This window comes from Yonghaparkia sp. Root332, from assembly GCF_001425665.1.
Lineage (GTDB): Bacteria > Actinomycetota > Actinomycetes > Actinomycetales > Microbacteriaceae > Microcella.
Window position 1 is genome coordinate 330,400 of record NZ_LMCX01000001.1, and the last position, 21,503, is coordinate 351,902.

At 72.5% G+C, this 21,503-nt stretch carries 16 protein-coding genes; 6 read left to right on the forward strand and 10 right to left on the reverse strand.

Translation table 11 applies throughout. The features are described from left to right. Positions 1–3 precede the first annotated feature (3 nt). The 3 genes from cls to ASC54_RS01560 all read left to right on the forward strand — a co-directional run bounded on the left by cls (position 4) and on the right by ASC54_RS01560 (position 2,846). The gene (gene cls / locus ASC54_RS01550) at positions 4–1,491 is read left to right on the forward strand and encodes a cardiolipin synthase (protein ID WP_055896266.1); all 1,488 of its coding nucleotides are present in this window, start codon (positions 4–6) and stop codon (positions 1,489–1,491) included. 11 nt (positions 1,492–1,502) lie between these two features. Next, a complete protein-coding gene (locus tag ASC54_RS01555) occupies positions 1,503–1,913 on the forward strand; it encodes a DUF1801 domain-containing protein (protein ID WP_055896269.1) in 411 nt (136 codons plus the stop codon). 396 nt (positions 1,914–2,309) lie between these two features. Further along, entirely contained in the window at positions 2,310–2,846 is a 537-nt protein-coding gene (locus tag ASC54_RS01560) for a hypothetical protein (RefSeq protein WP_055896272.1), read from the forward strand. On the opposite strand, the gene ASC54_RS01565 is transcribed toward ASC54_RS01560, so the two are convergent. The 3 genes from ASC54_RS01565 to ASC54_RS01575 form a co-directional block, all read right to left on the reverse strand. Then, a complete protein-coding gene (locus tag ASC54_RS01565) occupies positions 2,843–4,192 on the reverse strand; it encodes an FAD-dependent oxidoreductase (protein WP_055896275.1) in 1,350 nt (449 codons plus the stop codon). The two genes, ASC54_RS01560 and ASC54_RS01565, sit on opposite strands and share 4 nt — an antisense overlap. A gap of 70 nt (positions 4,193–4,262) precedes the next feature. Next, the gene (locus ASC54_RS01570) at positions 4,263–5,360 is read right to left on the reverse strand and encodes a polyprenyl synthetase family protein (protein ID WP_055858117.1); all 1,098 of its coding nucleotides are present in this window, start codon (positions 5,358–5,360) and stop codon (positions 4,263–4,265) included. A 22-nt stretch (positions 5,361–5,382) separates the two neighbouring features. Next, positions 5,383–6,153 (reverse strand): class I SAM-dependent methyltransferase, encoded by a 771-nt coding sequence (locus ASC54_RS01575; RefSeq protein ID WP_082514780.1) that lies wholly within the window; start codon positions 6,151–6,153, stop codon positions 5,383–5,385. Positions 6,154–6,235: 82 nt separating this feature from the next. Here ASC54_RS01575 and ASC54_RS01580 point away from each other — a divergent pair, with 82 nt between their 5' ends. Beyond that, on the forward strand, positions 6,236–7,489 hold the full coding sequence (locus tag ASC54_RS01580) for an isochorismate synthase MenF (RefSeq protein WP_055858114.1): 1,254 nt from the start codon (positions 6,236–6,238) through the stop codon (positions 7,487–7,489). Positions 7,490–7,516: 27 nt separating this feature from the next. On the opposite strand, the gene ASC54_RS01585 is transcribed toward ASC54_RS01580, so the two are convergent. Genes ASC54_RS01585 through ASC54_RS01595 form a run of 3 tightly spaced genes read right to left on the reverse strand, consistent with a single transcriptional unit; the run spans position 7,517 to position 10,435 of the window. Beyond that, on the reverse strand, positions 7,517–8,341 hold the full coding sequence (locus tag ASC54_RS01585) for a PPK2 family polyphosphate kinase (protein WP_055858112.1): 825 nt from the start codon (positions 8,339–8,341) through the stop codon (positions 7,517–7,519). A 50-nt stretch (positions 8,342–8,391) separates the two neighbouring features. Continuing rightward, positions 8,392–10,110, reverse strand: coding sequence for a 2-succinyl-5-enolpyruvyl-6-hydroxy-3-cyclohexene-1-carboxylic-acid synthase (gene menD, locus ASC54_RS01590; RefSeq protein WP_055896279.1), 1,719 nt, complete (start codon positions 10,108–10,110; stop codon positions 8,392–8,394). Continuing rightward, on the reverse strand, positions 10,082–10,435 hold the full coding sequence (locus ASC54_RS01595) for a PLD nuclease N-terminal domain-containing protein (protein WP_055858106.1): 354 nt from the start codon (positions 10,433–10,435) through the stop codon (positions 10,082–10,084). Before ASC54_RS01595 ends, menD begins: the two co-directional genes overlap by 29 nt. Before the next feature lie 90 nt (positions 10,436–10,525). Between ASC54_RS01595 and ASC54_RS01600 the strand changes: the two genes are divergently transcribed. Then, the gene (locus ASC54_RS01600; RefSeq protein ID WP_055858103.1) at positions 10,526–10,801 is read left to right on the forward strand and encodes a DUF4229 domain-containing protein; all 276 of its coding nucleotides are present in this window, start codon (positions 10,526–10,528) and stop codon (positions 10,799–10,801) included. Between the two features lie 10 nt (positions 10,802–10,811). Here the strand turns inward: ASC54_RS01600 and ASC54_RS01605 are convergent, their stop codons facing one another. From ASC54_RS01605 to ASC54_RS01615, 3 genes are read right to left on the reverse strand one after another with little or no spacing between them, the layout of a single operon-like run. Beyond that, entirely contained in the window at positions 10,812–11,813 is a 1,002-nt protein-coding gene (locus ASC54_RS01605) for a 1,4-dihydroxy-2-naphthoate polyprenyltransferase (protein ID WP_235451355.1), read from the reverse strand. Positions 11,814–11,823: 10 nt separating this feature from the next. Further along, positions 11,824–12,954, reverse strand: coding sequence for an AMP-binding protein (locus ASC54_RS01610; RefSeq protein ID WP_055896285.1), 1,131 nt, complete (start codon positions 12,952–12,954; stop codon positions 11,824–11,826). 59 nt (positions 12,955–13,013) lie between these two features. Continuing rightward, entirely contained in the window at positions 13,014–13,973 is a 960-nt protein-coding gene (locus ASC54_RS01615; RefSeq protein WP_055858095.1) for a 1,4-dihydroxy-2-naphthoyl-CoA synthase, read from the reverse strand. A 66-nt stretch (positions 13,974–14,039) separates the two neighbouring features. Here ASC54_RS01615 and ASC54_RS01620 point away from each other — a divergent pair, with 66 nt between their 5' ends. Beyond that, positions 14,040–15,053, forward strand: coding sequence for an o-succinylbenzoate synthase (locus ASC54_RS01620; protein ID WP_055896286.1), 1,014 nt, complete (start codon positions 14,040–14,042; stop codon positions 15,051–15,053). Positions 15,054–15,060: 7 nt separating this feature from the next. On the opposite strand, the gene pulA is transcribed toward ASC54_RS01620, so the two are convergent. Continuing rightward, a complete protein-coding gene (gene pulA / locus ASC54_RS01625) occupies positions 15,061–21,306 on the reverse strand; it encodes a pullulanase-type alpha-1,6-glucosidase (protein ID WP_082514781.1) in 6,246 nt (2,081 codons plus the stop codon). Positions 21,307–21,503: the final 197 nt, after the last annotated feature.

The following is a 21,503-nucleotide window of genomic DNA, read 5'->3' on the forward strand; positions in this document are numbered from 1 at the left end:
CCCATGACGACCATCGAGCTCGACACGGCCAGCGCATGGGTCGTGTTCATCATCGGTGTCGCCGCCGTCCTGGCGCAGGTCGTCATCGCGGTGACGTCGCTCGTGATGGTGCCGCGCAACCGGCGCCCGCAGACGGCGCTCGCCTGGCTGCTGCTCATCTACATCCTGCCGATCGTCGGCTTCCTGCTCTTCCTCCTGCTGGGGTCGAGGAGGCTGCCCAAGCGGCGCCGCGAGAAGCAGACCGAGATCAACGAGTACATCCTCAACACCACCGAGGGCATGGATCGCGTCCGGAAGGACCCGCCGTGGCCGCCGTGGCTCGAGCCGATCGTCGAGCTCAACCGCACGCTCGGGGCGATGCCTCTCGTCGGCGGCAACACGGCCGAGCTGTACACCGACTACGCGGAGTCGATCGCGGCGATGACGGCGGCGGTGCGCGAGGCGGAGCGGATCGTGCACGTCGAGTTCTACATCCTGTCGCTCGACGAGGCGACCGCCGACTTCTTCGACGCGCTCGAGGACGCCGTGCGTCGCGGCCTCACCGTGCGCGTGCTCTACGACCACGTCGCCTCGGTGCGAGTGCCCGGCTATCGCGTGACGAAGCGCCGGCTGATCGCGATGGGGGTCGAGTTCCGGGCGATGCTGCCGGTGCGTCCGTGGCGCGGGCAGTGGCAGCGGCCCGACCTGCGCAATCACCGCAAGTTCCTCATCCTGGACGGGACGACGGCCTTCACGGGCTCGCAGAACATGGTCGACCGCGGCTACCACCGCAAGCCGCTGCGCAGCGGCGATCGGCTCGCGTGGAAGGAGCTCGTGGTCCGCTTCGACGGGCCGATCGCGGCGGGCATCGAGGCGCTCTTCGCGACCGACTGGTACGCGGAGACGGACGAGCTGCTGCTGCGCGAGAGCGTCGTCGCCCCGGAGGTCGACCCGGAGGTCGGGCTCGACGCGCAGGTCGTCCCGAGCGGTCCCGCCTTCGAGGGGGAGAACAACCTGCGGCTGTTCAACTCGCTGCTGTACGCCGCGCAGGAGCAGATCCAGATCTGCTCGCCCTACTTCGTGCCCGACGAGTCGATGCTCTACGCCATCACGACGGCGGCGCAGAGCGGGCTCGACGTGCAGCTGTTCGTCTCGGAGATCGGCGATCAGACGCTCGTCTTCCACGCCCAGCGCTCGTACTACGAGGAGCTCCTGCGGGCCGGCGTGCGCATCTGGCTCTACCGTTCGCCGACGGTCCTCCACGCCAAGCACTTCACGATCGACGACCAGGTCGCCGTCATCGGCTCGAGCAACATGGACATGCGCTCGTTCAGCCTCAACCTGGAGGTGTCGGTCATGGTGCGCGGGGCATCCATCATCAAGCGACTGCGCGAGGTGGAGCAGTCGTACCGCGACAACTCGACCGAGCTGACGCTCGAGCAGTGGATGAACCGGCCGGCCCACATGCGCGCGTTCGACGACCTCGCCCGTGTGACGGCGACGGTGCAGTAGGAGGTCTCGCGATGACGCCGAAGACGATGCCGACAGATGTGCCGGTCGAGGAGTTCCTCGCCACCCTCGACGCGCGCCGCAGCGCGGAGGGGGCGCGGCTCGTGGAGCTGTTCCGGTCGGAGACGGGCGCCGACGCCGTGATGTGGGGCCCGACGATGATCGGGTTCGGGCAGTACGCGTACCGATACGCGAGCGGGCACGAGGGGGTGTGGCCTCGGGCGGCGTTCTCGCCGCGGAAGGCGAAGCTCTCGTTCTACGGCCTGCAGACGCACCCGGAGGCGGCGGCGCTGCTCGAACGGCTCGGGCCGCACACGACCGGGGTCGACTGCGTGTATGTGAACCGACTCGACGCGATCGATGAGGACGTGCTGCGCGAGCTCGTTCGCCTCTCGTGGGCGACGACGGAGGAGCGCGCGGTCTGAGCGCCGGCCCCGCCCCCGCGCCGGTCTCTGCGCGGCTTCCCTCGGGGTTCCCGGTATGACCGCGTTTCCGCCCACTCCCGCCCGTGGCCGCATCGGTAGTCGCATCCACATCCGCAGGCTGGCAGGCGCAGGCTGGCAGGCGCAGAAGGCCGTCGCTCACACCAGGCTTCGATAAGTGCGGACTGCGTGACGCGGGTTCAGCTCGTCCGTACTTATCGAAGCGTGCAGATCCGGACCGTCTGATGCTCCTACTGAAAGCGATGGTGCACGCAACGCGGGAGCCGACCCGACGAACGCTCGTTCGGTCCTCCTCCTCGAGTAGGCGTCGGGTTCGCCATTCCCCATGCGCCGCGCCTGGCCCTGCGGCGAAGCCCGGCGCGCGCAACACTGGCCGACATGCTCGACCCTCAGGCACTCGATGACTACCTGTCGGCCTGCGGTGGCATCGTGTCGTTCGCCGAACTCCGGTCGCTGGGCTACGACGAGGACCTTCTCCGCGTCGCGCTCGGACGACGACGACTCGTGCGATTGCGGCACGGCTGGTACGGAACGCCCGACCTCCCGCAGGACGTCCGGCGGGGCTGGGCCGCCGGGGGTCCGCTGGCCTGCATCAGCGCTCTCGTCCATCACGGGCTTGTCCGCGCCGATGACTCCCGCCACGATCCGCGGGTGGTTCACATCTCGATCCGGCGGCACGGACGGACACCGGCGACGATAGGCCGTGACGCCGTCGGACTCGGGATCGTTCGCCACTACGGCGAGGTCGGGCCCGATCGACGGGTGGTGAGCGACGCGATAGCTCGACGTCAGCTGGCTCGGTGCCGGCTCCCGAACGCTGAGGATCCCGACCTCCATCCGCCCGCGAGCGACAGTCCATCGAAACGGAGATACGAACGCGCCCTCGCCAAGATGCCGCCGTGGGCCGAGAGCTAGTCGCGCGAGATGCGCACCATCTCGTCGCGCGGCACGACCTTGATGCGGGCGCGGCCGCGAGCGGCGCCGAGCTCCTGCTCGTGGGCGTCGAGGCGTCGCCATCCGTCGAGGTCCGTGTAGAGGACCCCTCGACTGCGGAGCAGCTCGACGACAGCGCCCTCGTCCGGCTCGGACGGGCTCCACCAGCCGGCCTGACCGTTGAGCACGTGCTGGATGGTCTCCATCGCGTCGCTCTTCGTGTGGCCGATGAGGCCGACGGGGCCGCGCTTGATCCAGCCCGTCGCGTAGACGCCGGGGAGGACGGCGTTGTCGTCGCCGAGCACTCGGCCCTCGTGGTTCGGGATGACGCCGTGGCGGTCGTCGAAGGGGATGCCGTCGAGCGGCGAGCCGAAGTAGCCGACCGCGCGGTAGACCGCCTGCACGGGCACCTCGCGGAGCTCCCCCGTTCCGACGACCCCGCCGGCGCCGTCCGGGCGCGTGCGCTCGTACCGGAAGCCCACGACCCGGCCGTCCTCGCCGAGCACCTCGACGGGCTTCGCGTAGAAGTGCAGGTGCAGGCGCCGCGACGCCTGGCCGGTCTCGCGGGCGCGCCACTGGCTGAAGACCTTGTCGATCACGAAGAGCTGCTTGTTCGACGCGATCGCCGCGCGCGCGGCGTCGTCGTACTCGAAGTCCTCGTCGTGCACGATCATGTCGACGTCGCGCAGCTCGCCGAGCTCGCGCAGCTCCAGCGGCGTGAACTTCACCTGCATGGGGCCGCGGCGGCCGAAGACGTGCACGTCGGTGACGGGCGACGCCTCGAGGCCCGCGTGGACGTTGTCGGGGATCTCCGTCGGCAGCAGATCCTCCGGGTGCTTCGCGAGCACGCGCGCGACGTCGAGCGCGACGTTGCCGTTGCCGATCACCGCCACCGACTGCGCGGTCAGCGGCCACTCTCGCGGGACGTCGGGGTGGCCGTCGTACCAGCTGACGAAGTCGGCGGCGCCGTACGAGCCCTCCAGGTCGATGCCGGGGATGCTCAGCTCGGCATCGCGCACCGCCCCCGTCGCGAAGATCACGGCGTTGTAGTGCCGCTTCAGATCGTCGAGCGTGATGTCGGTGCCGTACCGGACGTTGCCGAAGATGCGGATGTCGCCGGAGTCGAGCACGTCGCGCAGGGCGTTGATGATGCCCTTGATGCGCGGGTGATCGGGGGCGACGCCGTACCGGACCAGACCGTACGGCGCGGGCAGCTGGTCGAACAGGTCGATCGAGACCTCGAACGAGCGCTCGTGCTTGAGCAGGATGTCGGCGGCGTAGATGCCGGCGGGGCCTGCTCCGACGATGGCGAGCCTGAGCTTGGTCATGCGGGTGGTTCCGTTCCTCGATCGTGCGGGGGTCGTGGGGGCTCGCGGCGCGCGCGGGACGCTCGCGGCCCTACTTGCTGCGGTCGACGACCGCCTCGGCGAACTTCGTCAGAGCCTTCTTCACCGGCCCGTCGGGCAGCGGCGCGAGCGCGGCGACCGCGTCGTCGGCCCAGCGGCGGGCCTCGAGCAGGGTCTCCTCCGTCACCGGGTGGCCGCGCAGCTCCGCGATCGCCGCGGCCAGCTCGGCCTCGTCGGCCGCGCGGTCCTCCGCGGAGGTCGCCGCGTCGTCGAGCTCGTCGACGTTGCGCTCGATGCGACCCAGCAGCTCGGCGGCGCTCGCGTCCGTCGCCGCGGCCCGGCGAAGGAAGAGCAGGGGGAGCGTCGCGACGCCGCTGCGCAGGTCGGTGCCCTGCGCCTTGCCCGTCTCGGCGTCTGCCTCCGCGAGATCGATCACGTCGTCGATGAGCTGGAAGGCGACGCCGATCCTCTCGCCGAAGGCGACGACCGGCTCCTCGAACTCCGTCGGGGCGTTGGAGAAGATGACGCCCATCTGCGCGGCGGCCGCGATGAGCGAGCCCGTCTTGTCGGCGAGCACCTGCAGGTAGTGCTCGATCGGGTCGTCGCTCGCCCGCGGGCCGAGGGTCTCGTGCAGCTGCCCGAGGCACAGGCGCTCGAACGTGTCGGCCTGAAGCTTGATGGCGCCCTCGCCGAGGCTCGCGACGAGCTTGGAGGCCCGGGCGAAGAGCAGGTCGCCGGTCAGGATCGCCACCGAGTTGCCCCACACGTGCTGCGCGGTCGGGACGCCGCGGCGAAGCTCCGCCTCGTCCATGACGTCGTCGTGGTACAGCGAGGCGAGGTGCGTGATCTCGATGGCCTGCGCGGCGGTGACGACGGCGGGGGTCGCCCCGTCGCCGAGCTGCGCGGTGAGGAGCGTGAGCACGGGTCGGATGCGCTTGCCGCCGGCCTCGAGAAGGTAGCGGGACGTGACATCCGCCATGTCGTCGGCGAAGGCGACCTCCTTCAGCAGGCCCGCCTCGACGGTCTCGAGGCCCGACTCGATGGCGTCCGCGAAGCGGCGCTCCTCGCTCGAGGCGAAGAGCTTCTCGCCGAGCCCGAGCGACGCGCTGAGCGTCTTGCTGCGGCGAGCGAGAGGAGTGCTCCAGGTCACGGTGTGCCGATCTGTCAGGGGGTCACTCGGCCGCGGCCGACGAGGTGGGGCGCCGGCGGGCGACGCGCTTCTTGGCGGCGGATGCCCGGATCGCCGCATCGATCGGCTTGCGTCCGCGGTGCAGGGCCACGACCCCGACCGTGAGGTTGCGGTAGGCCACGCGCGTGAAGCCGGCGGCGCGCATCCACTGGCACAGGATGCCCTGCTCGGGCCAGTCCGCGATCGACTCGAACAGGTACCGGTAGGCGTCGGGGTTCGTGCTCGCGGCGCCCGCGATGAAGGGCATGACCTTCTGCAGGTAGGCGAAGTAGCCGCGGCGGATGATGCCGATCGGCGGGCGCGAGAATTCGCAGATGAGGAGGCGTCCGCCGGGCTTCAGGACGCGGTACATCTCGCTCAGAGCGAGGCGCGGGTCCTCCACGTTTCGCAGGCCGAAGCTGATCGTGACGGCGTCGAACTCGTCGTCGCCGAAGGGCAGCCTCTGCGCGTCGCCCTCGACGAACTCGAGCTCGGGGTGGCGCTTGCGCCCCTCCTCGATCATGCCGGCGGAGAAGTCGAACGCGATGACGCGGGCGCCCGACCTCGCGATCGCGGCCGAGCTCGTGCCCGTGCCCGCGGCGATGTCGAGGATGCGCTCGCCCGGCTGCGGATCGATCGCGCGCACCGTGTGCAGGCGCCAGAGCGAGGCGTTGCCGACGGAGAGCACGGCGTTGGTGCGGTCGTAGCCGCGGGCGACGCCGTCGAACATTGCCGCGACGTCGCGCGACTTCTTGCTCAGGTCGGCCCTCGTCACGCCGCTCAGTCTAGTGAGTGCTCACTGCGCGTTGTCCGCGAGCGGCCTGGGCGCTCGGGGTCCCGGCGGTACGCTTCCCTACGTGCCCTCCTCCGCGTCGCCGGGAGCCGCCCTGCGCGCGGTCTCCGAACCCGTCGATGACGCGACGGCCCTGCTCGAGTACGCCTCGGCCGCGCATCCCCTCGTCGCCCTCCGGCGCGGCGACGGCATCGTCGGCATCGGCGAGATCGCCCGCATCACCGTCACCGGCCCCGACCGCCTCGCGCGCGCCGCGGCCGCGTGGCGCGAGCTCGCCGCGGCCGCCCGCGTCGACGACGCCGTGCACCAGCCCGGGTCGGGGCTCGTCGCCTTCGGGGCCTTCGCGTTCGCCGACACCTCGGCGGTCGAGAGCGTGCTCATCGTGCCCGAGATCGTCGTGGGCCGGCGCGGGCCGGTCACCTGGGTGACGCGCATCACCTCCGACGACGGCGGGCGCGACCTCGAGCTCGCCCCTCCCGTGGCGACGCGGCTCGGGGCCCGGCCGCGGGCGACGCTCGCGGCGGCATCCCTCACGCGCCAGGAGTACGTGGCGCTCGTGCGCGACGTCGTGACTCGGATCCGCTCGGGCGAGGTCGAGAAGGTCGTCATGGCGCGCGACGCGCGCGCGAGCATCCCCGCCGATGCCGACCGGAGGGCGCTGCTGCAGGAGCTCGCCGAGGCCTACCCCGACACGCTCACCTTCGCCGTCGACGGGCTCGTCGGCGCGAGCCCCGAGACGCTCGTGAGCGTGCACGCCCGCGAGGCCTCGGCGCGCGTGCTCGCCGGGTCGCGCGCCCGGGGCGCCGGCGCGACCGACGACGCCGCCGCCGCGACGGCCCTCGCGACGAGCACGAAGGATCTCGACGAGCACGCCTTCGCGGTGCAGAGCGTGCTGCGCGCGCTCCGCCCCCACGCGCGCGCGGTGACCGCGAGCGAGTCTCCCTTCACCCTCAAGCTCGCCAACCTCTGGCACCTGGCGACGGATGTCGAGGTCGAGCTCTCGGAGGACGCCTCGGGCCTCGATCTCGTGGCCGCCCTGCACCCCACGGCCGCGGTCGCCGGCAGCCCGACGGCGGACGCCCTGCGGCTCATCGCCGAGCTGGAGCCCTTCGATCGCGGCCGCTACGCCGGCCCGGTCGGCTGGATCGACCAGGACGGCGACGGCGAGTGGGTCATCGCGCTGCGCTGCGCGCGCATCGACGACGACGGCACGCTCACGGCGTACGCGGGGGCGGGCATCGTCGCGGACTCCGACCCGGAGTCGGAGCTCGCCGAGACGCGCATGAAGTTCCGTCCGATCGCGGATGCCCTGCGCTAGTCGCCCGCTCGACCGGCCCGCGCGGTCCTAGCTCGCCGCGAGCCGCCGCTTCTCGAGCTCGACGTCGAAGTCGGCGGCCGGCCACTGCGGGTCGAGCTCGCGCAGCTCGCGCAGCAGGAGGTGCTGCACGGCGAGGCGGGCGAACCACTTGCGGTCGGCGGGCACGACGAACCACGGGGCGTGATCGGCGTCGGTCTCGGCGATGGCGCGCTCGTAGGCCTCCATGTACTGCGGCCAGAGCATCCGCTCGTCGACGTCGCCGGGGTTGTACTTCCAGTGCTTATCGGCGCGATCGAGGCGCTCCTGCAGGCGCTCCTTCTGCTCATCGGGCGAGATGTGGAGCATGACCTTGATGACGCGCGTGCCGTCGTCGACGAGTCGCCGCTCGAAGTCGCGGATCTCGCCGTAGCGGCGCTCGATCTCGTCGGCCGGGGCGAGCTCGCGGACGCGCGCGATGAGGACGTCCTCGTAGTGCGAGCGGTCGAAGACGCCGATCATGCCGGGGCCGGGGAGGCGGCGCGCGATGCGGGCGAGGAAGTGCTCGGCGAGCTCCTCCGGCGTGGGCTTCTTGAAGGCGGCGAGCGCGACGCCCTGCGGGTCGACGGCGCCGACGACGTGGCGGAGGATTCCACCCTTGCCGGCGGTGTCCATGGCCTGGAGGACGAGGAGGATGCGCCGCTCGTCGCCCGCGCGACTCGCGGCGAAGAGCTTCTCCTGCAGGGCGCTGAGCTCGTCGGCGCCGGCCGCGAGGGCCGCCTGCCCGTCCTTCTTGTCGCCGTCGAAGCCGGGGGTGGCGCGGGTGTCGATGTCGGCGAGGCGCACGTCGGCGCCGGCTCGCAGCAGCTGGTCCATGGGGCGACGCTACGCGGCGCGCGGCCTGCGCGTCGAGTGCGCTCACGGGCCTACGGCTCGAGGGGCACGTGCACGAGCAGCAGGCGCTCGCGCGCGGTGAGGGCGTCGTCGAGCTCGGCGCGCGTCGTGACGCGACGGTGCTCCCACCCGCCGGCCGCGGCGAGCGCCGCGAAGTCGACCGCGACGGGTGTGCGCATGACGCGGGTGAAGTCGTCGGCATCGGCGGTCGCGGCGACCTCGAGCGAGTCGAAGATCGTCCCGCCGCCGTCGTCGCCGACGAACACGTGCAGCGAGACGTCCTCCGGCAGCGGAGCCAGGAGCGCCCCGGCGTCGTGGACCGCGGCGAGGTCGCCGAGCAGCACGCGGACGACGCCGCGGCGCTCGGCTCGACGGGCGGCGAGCGCGATGCCGGCGGCCGTCGAGATCGTGCCGTCGATGCCGGCGAGACCGCGGTTGGCGTGGACGGGGATCCTCTTGCCGGGAACGATGCGGTCGGCCTCCCGGATGAGGCGCGAGGCCCCCAGCACGAGGCGATCGTGCGGCCAGGTGGATGCCCAGAGCGCGCGGGCGAGCATCCGCCGGTCGACGGGGGCGCGCAGGATCGCCATCTCGGCGCGGGCGAAGGCGGCTCGCACGCTCGGCTCCTCCGAGACGGCCGCACCGAGATCGGGCGCGGGGTCGTCGGGCGCCTCCGACTCGAGCACGGCGCGCGACATCGCGACCCAGCCGCCCACCCAGCGCCGCACGACCGCCGGGTCGGGGATGCCGTGCACGCGGACGCCGTCGACGATGCGCGCGCGGCGACCCGGGTCGTACGCCTCGACCCCGGGCGTGCGGATGACGATCGCCTCGACGTCCGCGCGCTGCAGCAGCGCCGGCACCTCGCGGCTCAGCGTCGGATGGCCGACGACGATCGCGCGCGCGACCGCGTCGCCGTGGGGCCCGCGCAGCACGTCGCGGTAGGCCGCGACGACGTGCCGACCGAAGCGCGACTCGCTCGCGACCTCGGCGATGAGCGGGGCGCCGAGCTTCTCGGCGAGCTCCGTCGCGAGCGGCCCGGCCCCGGTGCCCGCGATGACGACGGTCGCGTCGTCGGGCTCCAGGTCGAGCACGATGCGGTCGCGGCGATCGCCCGGCGCGGTCGTGCCGCGCTCGTCGTCACCGGCGGCGGGATGCTCGCCCGCACCGAGGTCGGCGGGAAGCTCCACGGCTCCGCTGAGCGGCTCGCGGTAGGCGAGGTTCACGTGCACCGGGCCCTCCGCCGCGGCGCGGACGGCGAGCTCGGCCAGGTCGCCCGCGTCGTCGACCTCGTGGGCAGCGCCGACGGGAGCCGCGACGTCCCAGTCGGCGCGCACGAGGTCGCCGAAGATGCCCGGCTGCACGGTCGTCTGATTGCTGCCGATTCCCCGCAGCTCGGCGGGCCGGTCGGCCGAGAGCACGATGATGCCGACTCCCGAGTGGTGGGCCTCGAGGACGGCCGGGTGCAGGTTCGCGACGGCGGTCCCCGAGGTGCAGATGACGGGCACGGGCAGGCCCGACTCGGCGGCGAGGCCGAGGGCGGTGAACCCCGCGACCCGCTCGTCCACGCGGACGTGCAGCTCGATCGCGCCGGCGCGGGCGGCGGCCGCGACGGCGAGCGCGAGGGCCTGCGAGCGGGAGCCGGGGCTCAGGACGACGTCGCGCACGCCGTGGCGGATCAGCCCGACGACGAGGGCGGTCGCGGCGCGCTGCGCCGGCGACTCAGCGGGCGGAGTCGTCGCGGGTGTCATCGTCGAGGTCGGCGAGTTCCTGCTCGAGACGGCGGAGGCGCTCGTCCTGCTCCGCGCGGCGCGCGACGTCCTCCCGGTTGATGGAGCCGAGGAAGTCGGGGTCGTCGTCGGGGGCGATGATGCGCGTGCCGCCGGACGTGCGGCGGGCCTTGCCGATGACGAGCCAGAGGATGCCGCCGATGACCGGCAGGAGAACGACGAGGATGGCCCAGACGGGCTTCTGCAGGCCGCGCACGCGGGAGCGGTCGGTGAGCAGGACGTCGACGAGCGTGTAGATCGTGAACGCGACCGCGACCACGGCGAGCACGACGAGGAACCTGGCCATGGGGCGAGTGTACGCCGGACCCCTGGGCCCGCGCCGGGTGCGGTCGGGGAGCGGAGCGGGTGCTCGGACGGCCGCTCCTAGACTGGGGGCGTGAACCCCTGGATCCAGTACAGCCTCGTGCGTCTCGGCATCTTCGGAGCGGCGTTCGCCCTGCTCTTCCTGGTGCTGCCGGCCCCGCTGGAGTCGATCGGCGTCGTCGGGTTCGCCGTCATCGTGATCGCCGCCGTCATCGCGGCCGTCGTCGCCCTCACGGTCTCGTACATCTTCTTCGGCCGGCTCCGCGACGCGGTGGCCGCCGACCTCGCCGAGCGCCGGGCGAAGCCCGCCGTCGACCCGGACGCCGCGGCCGAGGACGCCGCGAGCTGACCGAGTACGACTAGAAGGCGATCGCGGCAGCGAGCCCGAGCCCGGTCGCGAGCGCCGCGAGCGAGGTGAGCTTGAGCGCGAGCACGAGCTCGGCCGCCGTGCGCGCGAGCACCACGATGAGGATGACGGGCGCACTGATCAGCAGAGTGAAGTACACGTACGGCGCCCACACGTAGAGCGCCGCGTACCAGCCGAGCACGCCGTAGGCGCCGACGATGAGCACCGAGAAGAGGATGCGGGCCGCCCGATCGCCCAGCCGCACGGCCAGCGTGCGCTTGCCGGCCAGGGCATCCTGACCGCGATCGCGGATGTTGTTGACGAGCATGACGGCCGCCGCGAAGAGACCTGCGATGACGCCCGCGAGCCAGGCGTCGAGCGGAGCGTCGACGATCTGCACGTAGGTCGTGCCGACGGTCGCGACGAGGCCGAAGAACACGAACGCGACGAGCTCGCCGAGGCCCGAGTAGCCGTAGGGGCGGCGGCCGCCGGTGTAGAACCACGCGGCGGCGAGCGCGACGGCTCCGATCAGCAGCAGCCAGTACTGGCCGCTCAGCACGACCACGGCGAGGCCGGCGAGCGCACCGAGGCCGAAGAAGACGAGCGCGACGGTGAGCACGGTGCGCGCCGGCGCGGCACCCGAGCCGGTGAGGCGCCGCGGGCCGACGCGCTGGGCGTCGGTGCCGCGCACGCCGTCGGAGTAGTCGTTGGCGTAGTTGACCCCGATCTGCAGGAGCACCGCGGTCGCGAGGCAGAGCACCGCGATGAGGATGTCCGCGCCGGCGTTCACGTGCGCGACGGCCGTCCCGAGGGCGACGGGCGCGATCGCGAGGCTCAGGGTGCGCAGGCGGGCGCCGGCGATCCAGTCGCGCGCGGTCGCGCGCGACGCCGCCGCCGGGTTGCCCGAACGCGCGGCCGAGGCCGGTCGTCCGCCGGGTCGCCCCGAGCGCTTCTTCGCCGAGGAGGAGCCTGAGGTCTTCTGGGGTGCCCTGGTCGCAGGTCGCTTCGTCGCCACGAGCATGATCCTAGGGGCGGGCGCGCTCCGCGATGGCGAGGCGGTCGGGCTTGCCGGAGGGCAGCGTCGGCAGAGCATCCACCGTGATGACGCGGTCGGGGCGCGCCTCGGGCGGGAGGACGGCGCCCACCGCGCGCCGCAGCGCCGCGAGGTCGGGGCGCGCGGTCGTCACGACGACGGGGACCTCGCCCCACTCGGGGTGGTGGCCCGCGACGACGACGGCGTCGGAGAGCCCGGGCTGCTCGCGGACGACGCGCTCGACGTCGCCGAGCCTCACTTTGAGGCCGCCCGTCACGATCGTGTCGTCGAGGCGGCCGGTGACGCGCAGCACGCCGTCGACGAGCTCGCCGGCGTCGTCGGTGCGGTACCAGCGGTGCTCGTCGTGCTCGACGAACGTGCGCTCGGTGCGCTCGGGGTCGCCGAGGTAGTACTCGGCGATCGTCGGGCCGCCGAGCTCGATGCGACCGTCGACGATGCGCACCATCGCCTGCCCGATCGGGCGGCCGTCGTACACGAAGCCGCCGCACGTCTCGCTCGAGCCGTACGTGCGGGTGACGCGCCAGCCGTGCGCGCGGGCGCGGTCGACGAGCGCGGCGGGCGTCGACTGGCCGCCGACGAGGATGCGCGAGAACCCGGCGATCGCCTCGCGCAGCTCGTCGTTCGCGTCGGCCTCGTCGAGCAGGCGCCCGAGCTGGGCCGGGACGAGTGCGGTGTACCGCACCTTCTCGGTCATTCGGCCGGTCGCGGCGAGGACGGTCGCGGCGTCCATACGGCCGGGCGCGACCGCAACAGGGGGGATGCCCGCCGCGAGCGAGCGCGCGAGCACGTTGATGCCGGCGATGTAGTGCACGGGCAGCGCGAGCAGCCACTGGCCGGGCTCGCCGAGCGCGCCGTTGGAGGCGGCGGCGCTCGCGAGCACGGCGTCGGCGCTCAGGGCGACGCGCTTGGGCGTGCCGGTCGACCCGCTCGTCTCCACGACGAGGGCGATGCGCTTCTCGACCTCGAGCGGGGCGGTCTGGACGGGGTTCACTCCGCCGCCGCGGAAGAGGACCGCGGGCCCATCGCCGCTCAGCGCGTCGCGCAGGTGCGCGAGGCACGCAAGAGGGTCGGAAGTGTCGATGACGGCGAGCGGACGGGTCACCCGTTCACGCTAGCGCGCAGGGCTGTCAGTACTGCCAGGGGCCCCGTGCTGCCAGGGGCCTAGTACTGCCAGGGGAACGGCGACCAGTCGGGCGCGCGCTTCTCGAGGAAGCTGTCGCGGCCCTCGACGGCCTCGTCGGTGCCGTATGCGAGCCGCGTGGCCTCGCCCGCGAAGAGCTGCTGCCCCACCATCCCGTCGTCGGTGAGGTTCATCGCGTACTTGAGCATGCGGATCGCCGTGGGGCTCTTGGTGAGGATCGTCTCGGCCCAGTCGAGCGCCGTGGCCTCGAGCTCGGCGTGCGGCACGACGGCGTTCACGGTGCCCATCGCGTAGGCGCGGTCGGCGTCGTATTCGCGGGCGAGGAAGAAGATCTCGCGCGCGATCTTCTGCCCGACCTGCTTGGCGAGGTAGGCGCTGCCGTACCCGGCGTCGAAGCTGCCGACATCGGCGTCGGTCTGCTTGAAGCGCGCGTGCTCGCGGCTCGCGATCGTGAGGTCGCACACGACGTGCAGCGAGTGCCCGCCGCCCGCCGCCCACCCGGGCACGACGGCGATGACGACCTTGGGCATGAAGCGGATGAGGCGCTGCACCTCGAGGATGTGGAGCCGCGGCGCGCTGGAGCTGGGGCGGAGGCCATTTCTGGCCTCCGCTGCGACGCCAGCGCCGACGCCCGTCTCGGGCGTCGGTTCGTACTCATAACCAAAGCGGCCGCGGATGCGCTGGTCCCCACCCGAGCAGAACGCCCACCCCGCATCCTTCGGGCTCGGCCCATTGCCGGTCAGCAGCACGACGCCGACGCGCGGGTTCTGGCGGGCGTCGTCGAGCGCGCGGTAGAGCTCGTCGACCGTGTGCGGGCGGAACGCGTTGCGCACCTCGGGCCGGTCGAACGCGATGCGCGCGATGCGCCCGCTCGTGTCGAGGTGGTACGTGATGTCGGTGAGGGCGTCGAAGCCGTCGACGGGGCGCCAGCGCTCGGGGTCGAACAGCTCGGAGACGTGCGGGGCTGCGGGCTCGGCCATGCCGCCAGCCTACGCGCGGGGGCGCGCGGCCGACCTGCGCGACAGGGCAGTGCCAGACTGGGGCGCATGACGGCCCTCGGTGCGGATGCCCTGCCCACGCTCGACGAGGTGCTGAGCGGCTCCGCGGTGGTGTCGGTGCAGCTGACGACGCGGTTCCGCGGCGTCGAGCATCGCGAGGCCGTGCTGCTGCGCGGCCCGGCCGGGTGGAGCGAGTTCAGCCCGTTCGCCGAGTACGGAGACGCCGAGGCCGCGACGTGGCTCGCCGCGGCCCTCGACTTCGGCTGGCGCGACTCGGGGGCGGCGGTGCTTCGACGGAGCATCCCCGTCAATGCGACGCTGCCGGCGGTCGCGCCCGACCGCATCGAAGCGGTTCTCGCGCGCTACGACGGCTGCCGCACCGTGAAGATCAAGGTCGCCGAGCGCGGTCAGACGCTCGCCGACGACGTCGAGCGGGTGCGCGAGACGCGCCGGCTGATCGGCGCCGAGGGGCGGATCCGGCTCGACGCGAACGGCGCGTGGAACCTGGACGAGGCGGAGCACGCGGTGCGCGAGCTCGAGCAGTTCGACCTCGAGTACGTCGAGCAGCCGTGCGCCTCGGTCGAGGAGCTCGCGGAGCTGCGACGGCGCATCCACCGCATCGACGTGCTCGTCGCGGCCGACGAGAGCGTGCGGAAGGCGGCCGATCCGCTCGCGGTCGCGCGCGCGGGGGCGGCCGACGTGCTCGTGATCAAGGCCGCACCGCTCGGCGGCGTCGACCGCGCGCTCGCGATCGTCGAGGCGGCGGGGCTTCCGGCGGTGGTCTCGAGCGCGCTCGACACGAGCGTCGGGCTCGCGATGGGCGCGGCCCTCGCGGCCCGGCTGCCCGCGCTCGAGTTCGACTGCGGGCTCGGCACGGGCGCGCTCCTGGCCGACGACGTCGCGGTCGCGCCCGTCGTGCCCGTCACGGGGGCCATCGGCACGGGTCGCGCGACGGTCGACGAGGATGCCCTGCGCCGGCTCGCCGCCCCCGACGAGCGCGCGCAGTGGTGGAGGGCGCGGCTCGAGCGCTGCTACGCGCTGCTCGCCGCACCCCCCGCCTGACCCCCGGCTAGCTCCTCCCGCGGCGGCGCGACGCGATCAGCAGGCCGAGCGCGACGAGCAGGGCCAGCACGAGCGCCGATCCGAGGGCGATCTCGGTGACCGTGAGCTCCTCCGGCGCGACCGTCACGGGGGCCGTGGCCTCGAGGCCGGAGTCGAGGCCGACGAGCCGGAACTCATGGGACCCGAGCTCGGCATCCGCGGGCACCGCGATCTCGAGGGACACCCCGCCGCTCGCGTCGGCGATCGTCGCGACGAGCAGCTGCGGAGTCGAGTGCATCCAGAGCTGGACGCGCTCGCCCGGCTGGAAGCCGCGCGCGGCGAGCGCGACCGTCGACGCGGGCGCGAGGGTCGACGAGCTCACCGCCGTGAAGCGCGGCTTGCCCTCGTTGCCGGTGCCGTTCCCCTGGCCGACGCCGCCGTTGCCGAGGCCCTTGCCGTTGCCGTTGTTGCCGTTGCCGTTGTTCGCGTTGCCGTTGCCCTGGCCGCCGCTGTTGCCGGGGGCCTGCTGCTGCGCATCGACGAGCACCGCGGCGGTTCGCGCCGGGATGCTCACCGAGCCCGTCGCGGCATCCCAGGCCGTCTGCGCGACGACCGGGTCTGCGCCGTTCGCGAGCGCATCGGCGAGGGCGAACTCGCGACCCGCGAGCCCCTCGACCTGCTCGGTGATCGCCTCGGGCGTCGCGTTGAAGACGACGAGCGCGCCCTCGAGCTCGGGGTCGACGTCCTCGCCCAGCAGGTCGTCGATGAGCATGACGACGAGGCCGGGGGTGGCGTCGGCTCCGCTGTTCGGGAAGCTGACCTTCTGGCCGATGAGCTCGGCCGATCCCAGTTGCAGCAGGTCGACCGAGCTGCGCACGCGCAGCAGGTCGAGCGCCGCCGCCTCCGCCGCCGCCATGTCGGCCGGCGCGGGCTTGAGCGCGGGGTCGGCGAGCAGCGGAGCCATGATCGACCACTTCTCGCCGTTGTCCGCCTCGCTCGGCAGCCCGGAGCCGAACGTCGACTCCTGCCCCGTCCAGTCGATGCGGTTGAACCAGTCGCCCGAGTTGTAGCTGTTGCGGTCGAGCGACTTCGAGCGCAGCAGCTCGGTGCCGGCGTGCCAGAACGAGGGCGCCTGCGAGAGCGTCACCGTCGCGAGCGACAGCGTGTTCATGCGGATGCGATCGGCCATCGTCGTGTCGCGCGGCAGCTTGATGACGCTCAGGTCGTAGAGCGTCTCGTTGTCGTGCGCGTCGACGTAATTGATGACCTCGTCGGGCTGGTCGGCGTAGCCCGCGGGCGAGCCGCGGTAGTCGAGCTCGTCGCCGGGCACGACCGCGCCGCTCGCCGACTCGAGCGCGTAGTCGCGCAGGTTGCCGACGAGGCCGAGCTTGACGAGATCGGTCTGCTTCAGCAGCTCGGCGATCGACTGCTCGGCCGAGCCGTTGATCGGGTCGCCGTTCGGGTCGGTGCCGAGGCCGGTGCCGAAGCCCTGGACGAAGGTCGAGGAGCCGTCGACCGGGCTGCCGCCGTGGACGGCGTCGCGCAGGCGATCGTTGAACGTCGCGATGCCCGTGCCGCCGAGCTGGCCCTGCGTGGCCTGCTCGAAGCGCGCGTTGTTCGCGACCTCGCCGAAGTTCCAGCCCTCGCCGTAGAGGAACACCTCGGAGCCGTCGACGCCGTCCTCCTCGAGCGTGAGGGCGTCGAGCGCGGCCCGCACGTTCAGCATGTTCTGCTTGGAGTGGTGGCCCATGAGGTCGAAGCGGAAGCCGTCGACCTTGTACTCCTTCGCCCACAGCACGACGGAGTCGACCATGAGCCTCTCGGCCGCGGCGTGCTCGGTCGCGACGTTCTGGCAGCAGGTCGAGGTCTCGACCGCGCCCGTGGCGTTCAGGCGGTGGTAGTAGCCGGGCACGATGCGGTCGAGCACCGACTTCTCGCCCTGACCGGACTGCGCGGTGTGGTTGAACACCTGGTCGAGCACGACCTCGAGCCCCGTCGCGTGGAGCGCGCCGACCATCTCGCGGAACTCCTCCACGCGCGCGCCGCCGTCGGCGTCGACGGCGTACGAGCCCTCCGGGGTGGAGAAGTGGTACGGGTCGTAGCCCCAGTTGAAGCCGTCGAGGTCGCGGATCCCGGCGATGCAGGCCTGCTGCTCCGCCGACGCCGGCCCGAACGAGGCCAGGTCGCACTCGGGCTCGGCCTGCTGCGCGCGGCGCTCCTCGATCGTGGCGATGTCGAAGGTCGGCAGCAGGTGCACGGTCGTGATGCCCGCCTCGGCGAGCTCGCGCAGCTGCGCCGTGCCGGCCGAGTCGCGCGTGAAGGCGCGGTAGGTGCCGCGCTCCTCCGCCGGAACGCTCTCGTCGCCGATCGAGAAGTCGCGCACGTGCAGCTCGTAGATCGCGCGGTCGACGCTGCGGTCGACAGTGGGCTGCGGGGTGTCGGCCCACAGCTGCGGCCGCAGCTCCGGAGCGTCGAGGTCGACCACGACCGAGCGGGCCGAGTTGACTGTGAGCGCGACCGAGTAGGGGTCGGTCACCGAGTTCGACTCGACCTCGCCGGTCGACGGGGCGAACACCTCGACCCGCCAGCGGTACTCGTCGCCCGCGGCGAGCCCGGAGTCGACGCTCCACGCCCCGCTCGCGTCGTCGTAGCCGGCGTCGATGAGCTCGGGGTCGCCGGTCATCCCGGCGTCCCAGCGCTCGAGCACGACCGAGCGCGCGGTGGGGGCCCAGAGCGACACGGCGGCCGAGGAGCCGTCGACGACGGGGCCGAGGTCGGTGCCCGCGAGGCCGTCGGCGTAGAGGTCGTCGAGCACCCCCGGGATCTGCACCCCGGTGAGCGCCGTCAGCGCGCCGTCGACGCGCTGGGCGACGAGCAGCTCGCCGCGCACGAGCTCCGCGATCGCAGCGCGGTCGAGACCGACCGGCGTGAGCGCGACGTAGTCGGCGAGGTGCGGGAAGGCCTGCAGGACGCCGGCGGGCAGCCCGTCGGGGTCGACCGCGAGGTCGATCGGCTCGCCGCGTCCGGTGACGGCGCCATCGGAAGTCGCGAGGCCGCCGTCGGCGGCGTGCTCGAGGGTGAACGTCGCGCTCGATGCGGGCGTGCCGCCGAGCAGGGCGACGGGCCAGGCGATCGCGTCGCCCGCGGCCCAGATGGCCTGCTGCGTGCCGACGCCCGCGAGGGGCGGGTCGGTCACGACGATCTCGAGGACGTTCGTGGCGAGCGTGTAGAGGAAGCGGACCTCCTTGCCCTCGCTCGCGCTGAAGGAGTAGTTGGCGCCGTTGCGGACGCCGTCGACGCCGTAGTTCTCGTCCCACGAGAGGCCGTGCGCGACCTTCACCTCGTAGCTGCCGCTCGGCAGGGCCGAGGTCGCGAACTCGTAGACGCCGTCCTTGTCGCCGTCCTGCGCCAGGGTCGCGAGGCAGTCGGGCTGCCAGTCGCCCGGGCAGCCGAGCTCCGACTGCAGGCTGCCGGGCAGCGTGACGACGGGGCCCTCGGCGCTCGAGGAGATGATCTTCGTCACGGGGTCGAAGTAGAACGTGATCGGGCCGCCCGCGTGCGAGTAGGTGATGTTCCCGCCGTCGCGCACGCCGTTCGCCCCGTAGTTCTCGGCCCACGAGCCGTTGACCGCGACCTTGTACTCGTAGTCGCCGGCCGGGACGTCGAAGGTGCCCGTCCAGATCCCCGAGGCGGTCAGCGTGAGCTCGGCGGCGCCGCAGTCGGGCTGCCAGTCGCCGGCGCAGCCCATCTCGCTGTTGTGGCTGCCGGGGACGACGACCGAGTCGTAGCCGGGCTCGACCGGGCCGCCGTCGTCGACGGCGCCGTCGATCGCGACGCCGACGGAGGCGTAGGTCGAGGCGGCCGAGCGGTTGCCCGCGGCGTCGACCGTGACGGCCCGGTACTCGACGAGCGTGCCCGTGGCGAGGCCGCGGGTGTCGTGGAAGAGACGCGGCGAGGTGTCCTCCGCCGTGCCGAGAGGCGTCCAGGCGTCGTCGCCCGCGATGCGCCAGGCGAAGCTCGTCTCGGCCCACGTCGCGTCGTCGATGTCGGCGGCGACCGGCGCGAGGTCGGTGACCGCGGCACCGGCGGAGGGCGCCGACACGGTGATGGCCTGCGCTGCCTCAGGAGCGGTGACCAGGCGGTCGGCGACCCAGACGACGGCGGAGAGCGCCGGCACCGTGACCGACACGAGGCCGGTCGCGTCGGCCGTCGCGGCCGCGCCGTCGCCGTGCAGCACCGAGAAGGAAGCCCCGGCCGTGAGGGTCGGGATCTCGACCGTCCGCGGCTCGGCGGCGTTGTTGACCGCCACGAGGTGCTCGATCCTCTCGTCGCGATCGACGCGGCTGAAGGCGTAGACGCCCGCGCCGTCGGCGACGTAGCGCTCGATCTGGGCGCCCGTGTCGAGCGCGGGGTGCGCCTCACGGAGGGCGGCGAGCTCGGAGATCGCGCCGTAGAGCGGAGCATCCGTGCTGAATCGATCGACGCTGCCGGCCGTCTCGCCCGTGACGAGCGGCTGGTTCGCGTACTCGGCCACCTGCGTCGCGAAGAGGGTCTGGCGGGCGTCCTTGTCGCCGCCCGTGCCCGCGAAGCCCTGCTCGTCGCCGTAGTAGACGACGGGCTGGCCGCGCGTGAGGTACATGAGCTCGTGGGCGAGGACGGTGCGCTCGAGCGGCTGGCCGGTCGAGGCGAGGAAGTAGCCGACGCGGCCCATGTCGTGGTTGCCGAGGAAGGTCGGCAGCGCCGTCGAGGACGAGTCGGGGGTCGTGTAGCGGTCGTCGCCCGCGAAGAGCTCCTGCAGGCCCTTCGCCGAGTTGCCGCTCGCGAACGAGACGGCCTTCTGCTGGAAGGTGAAGTCGAGCACCGAGTTCATGTCGGTGTCGCGGATGTACGGCGCGAGCTTCACCGGGTCGGCGTCGTAGACCTCGCCGAACATGAAGAAGTCGGGCTTGCCCGCGACGTTCTTGGCGTAGTCGAGGACCTCGGTGCTCCACTGCTCCCAGAACTCGAAGTTGACGTGCTTGGCGGTGTCGATGCGGAAGCCGTCGATGCCGAGATCGATCCACTGCTGGTAGACGTCGACGAAGCCGTTCACGACGGTCGGATGCTCGGTCATGAGGTCGTCGAGCCCGACGAAGTCTCCGAACGTCACCGACTCGCCCGTCCACGTCGAGTCGCCGCGGTTGTGGTACAGCGTGGGGTCGTTGAGCCAGGCCGGGACCTTGACGGTCTCCGTGCCCGGTGCGATGACGGGCGTGTAGGGGAAGCTCGTCGCCGCGTCGAGCGCGGGGAAGTCGCCCGTGCCCGCGTAGTCTCCCGGGTCGAAGGCGGTGCCGTCGGCCGCGAGGTACGGGCTCGTCGCCTGGTCGATGTACGAGTACTGCCCCTCCTCGTACGCGATCACATCGGCGGTGTGGTTCGTGATGATGTCGAAGTAGATCTTGATGCCGCGCGCGTGCGCCTCGGCGATGAGGGCCTCGAGCTCGGCGTTCGTGCCGAGGTGGGGGTCGATCTGGGTGAAGTCGGTGATCCAGTAGCCGTGGTACCCGGCGGAGGCGTTCGCGCCCTCGCCCTGCACCGGCTGGTTCGTGAAGCTCGGGGTGAGCCAGATCGCGCTCGTTCCGAGCCCGGCGATGTAGTCGAGGTTCTCGCGGATGCCCGCGATGTCGCCGCCGTGGTAGAAACCCTTGTCGGTCGGGTCGAAGCCCGTGACCATGCGGTCGCCCTCGAGCCCGCCGAGGTCGTTGGCGACGTCGCCGTTGGCGAAGCGGTCGGTCATGACGAAGTAGAAGTTCTCATCGCTTCCGGCCTGGCGCACGGGCGGGGCGATGATCGCGTCGTCGGCGGCGGAGTAGGCGCCCGCCATGCTCAGCAGCTCCAGGCCGACGCGCTGCGCCGCCTCGTCGAAGGTCACCCGGACGGTCGCGTCGCCGGCAACCGTGAGCGGGATGTTGTCGCCGCCTCCGTCGCGCCCCCACGCGGCGTCCCACGAGTCGTTCGCGGCGACCTTGTACTCCCACGATCCGGCCGGGATCGTGAATTCGGCGGAGAACACGCCCGACGTCCCGGTCGCGGCGAGCTCGGTCTCCGCGCACGCGGGGGCCCAGTCCTCGGCGCAGCCGAGCTCTGACTGCAGGCTGCCGACGAGGGCGTACGTGTCGCCCTCGGCCGAGGCCGCTGTCATCGCGGGGAGCGGACCGGCGACGAGCGCCGTGACGGCGAGCGCTCCGATCGTCAGCTGGGCGGACACGGTGCGGATGCGCGCGCGAGAGGTCATCGTCGACTCCGGTTTCTGCGGCACAGCGAGGTGCCAGGGGTGGTCGGGCCGACGCTAGCAACTGGCTGAGAATTGTGCAAGCGTTTGCACCTCTACCCCCCGAGTGCGGGGCCGGATGCCCGGAATGACGGGGCAGGAGTCTGCCCTGAATCCGGTTCACGCCCTGTGGAACCGGGCTGGAACTCGACGACCATCGA

Bases quoted from the DNA above. Each gene is read 5' to 3' on its own strand.
- cls (WP_055896266.1), top strand. From the start codon at position 4: ATGACGACCATCGAGCTCGACACGGCCAGCGCATGGGTCGTGTTCATC.
- ASC54_RS01555 (WP_055896269.1), top strand. From the start codon at position 1,503: ATGACGCCGAAGACGATGCCGACAGATGTGCCGGTCGAGGAGTTCCTC.
- ASC54_RS01560 (WP_055896272.1), top strand. From the start codon at position 2,310: ATGCTCGACCCTCAGGCACTCGATGACTACCTGTCGGCCTGCGGTGGC.
- ASC54_RS01565 (WP_055896275.1), bottom strand. From the start codon at position 4,192: ATGACCAAGCTCAGGCTCGCCATCGTCGGAGCAGGCCCCGCCGGCATC.
- ASC54_RS01585 (WP_055858112.1), bottom strand. From the start codon at position 8,341: ATGGACCAGCTGCTGCGAGCCGGCGCCGACGTGCGCCTCGCCGACATC.
- menD (WP_055896279.1), bottom strand. From the start codon at position 10,110: ATGACACCCGCGACGACTCCGCCCGCTGAGTCGCCGGCGCAGCGCGCC.
- ASC54_RS01595 (WP_055858106.1), bottom strand. From the start codon at position 10,435: ATGGCCAGGTTCCTCGTCGTGCTCGCCGTGGTCGCGGTCGCGTTCACG.
- ASC54_RS01615 (WP_055858095.1), bottom strand. From the start codon at position 13,973: ATGGCCGAGCCCGCAGCCCCGCACGTCTCCGAGCTGTTCGACCCCGAG.
- ASC54_RS01620 (WP_055896286.1), top strand. From the start codon at position 14,040: ATGACGGCCCTCGGTGCGGATGCCCTGCCCACGCTCGACGAGGTGCTG.
- pulA (WP_082514781.1), bottom strand. From the start codon at position 21,306: ATGACCTCTCGCGCGCGCATCCGCACCGTGTCCGCCCAGCTGACGATC.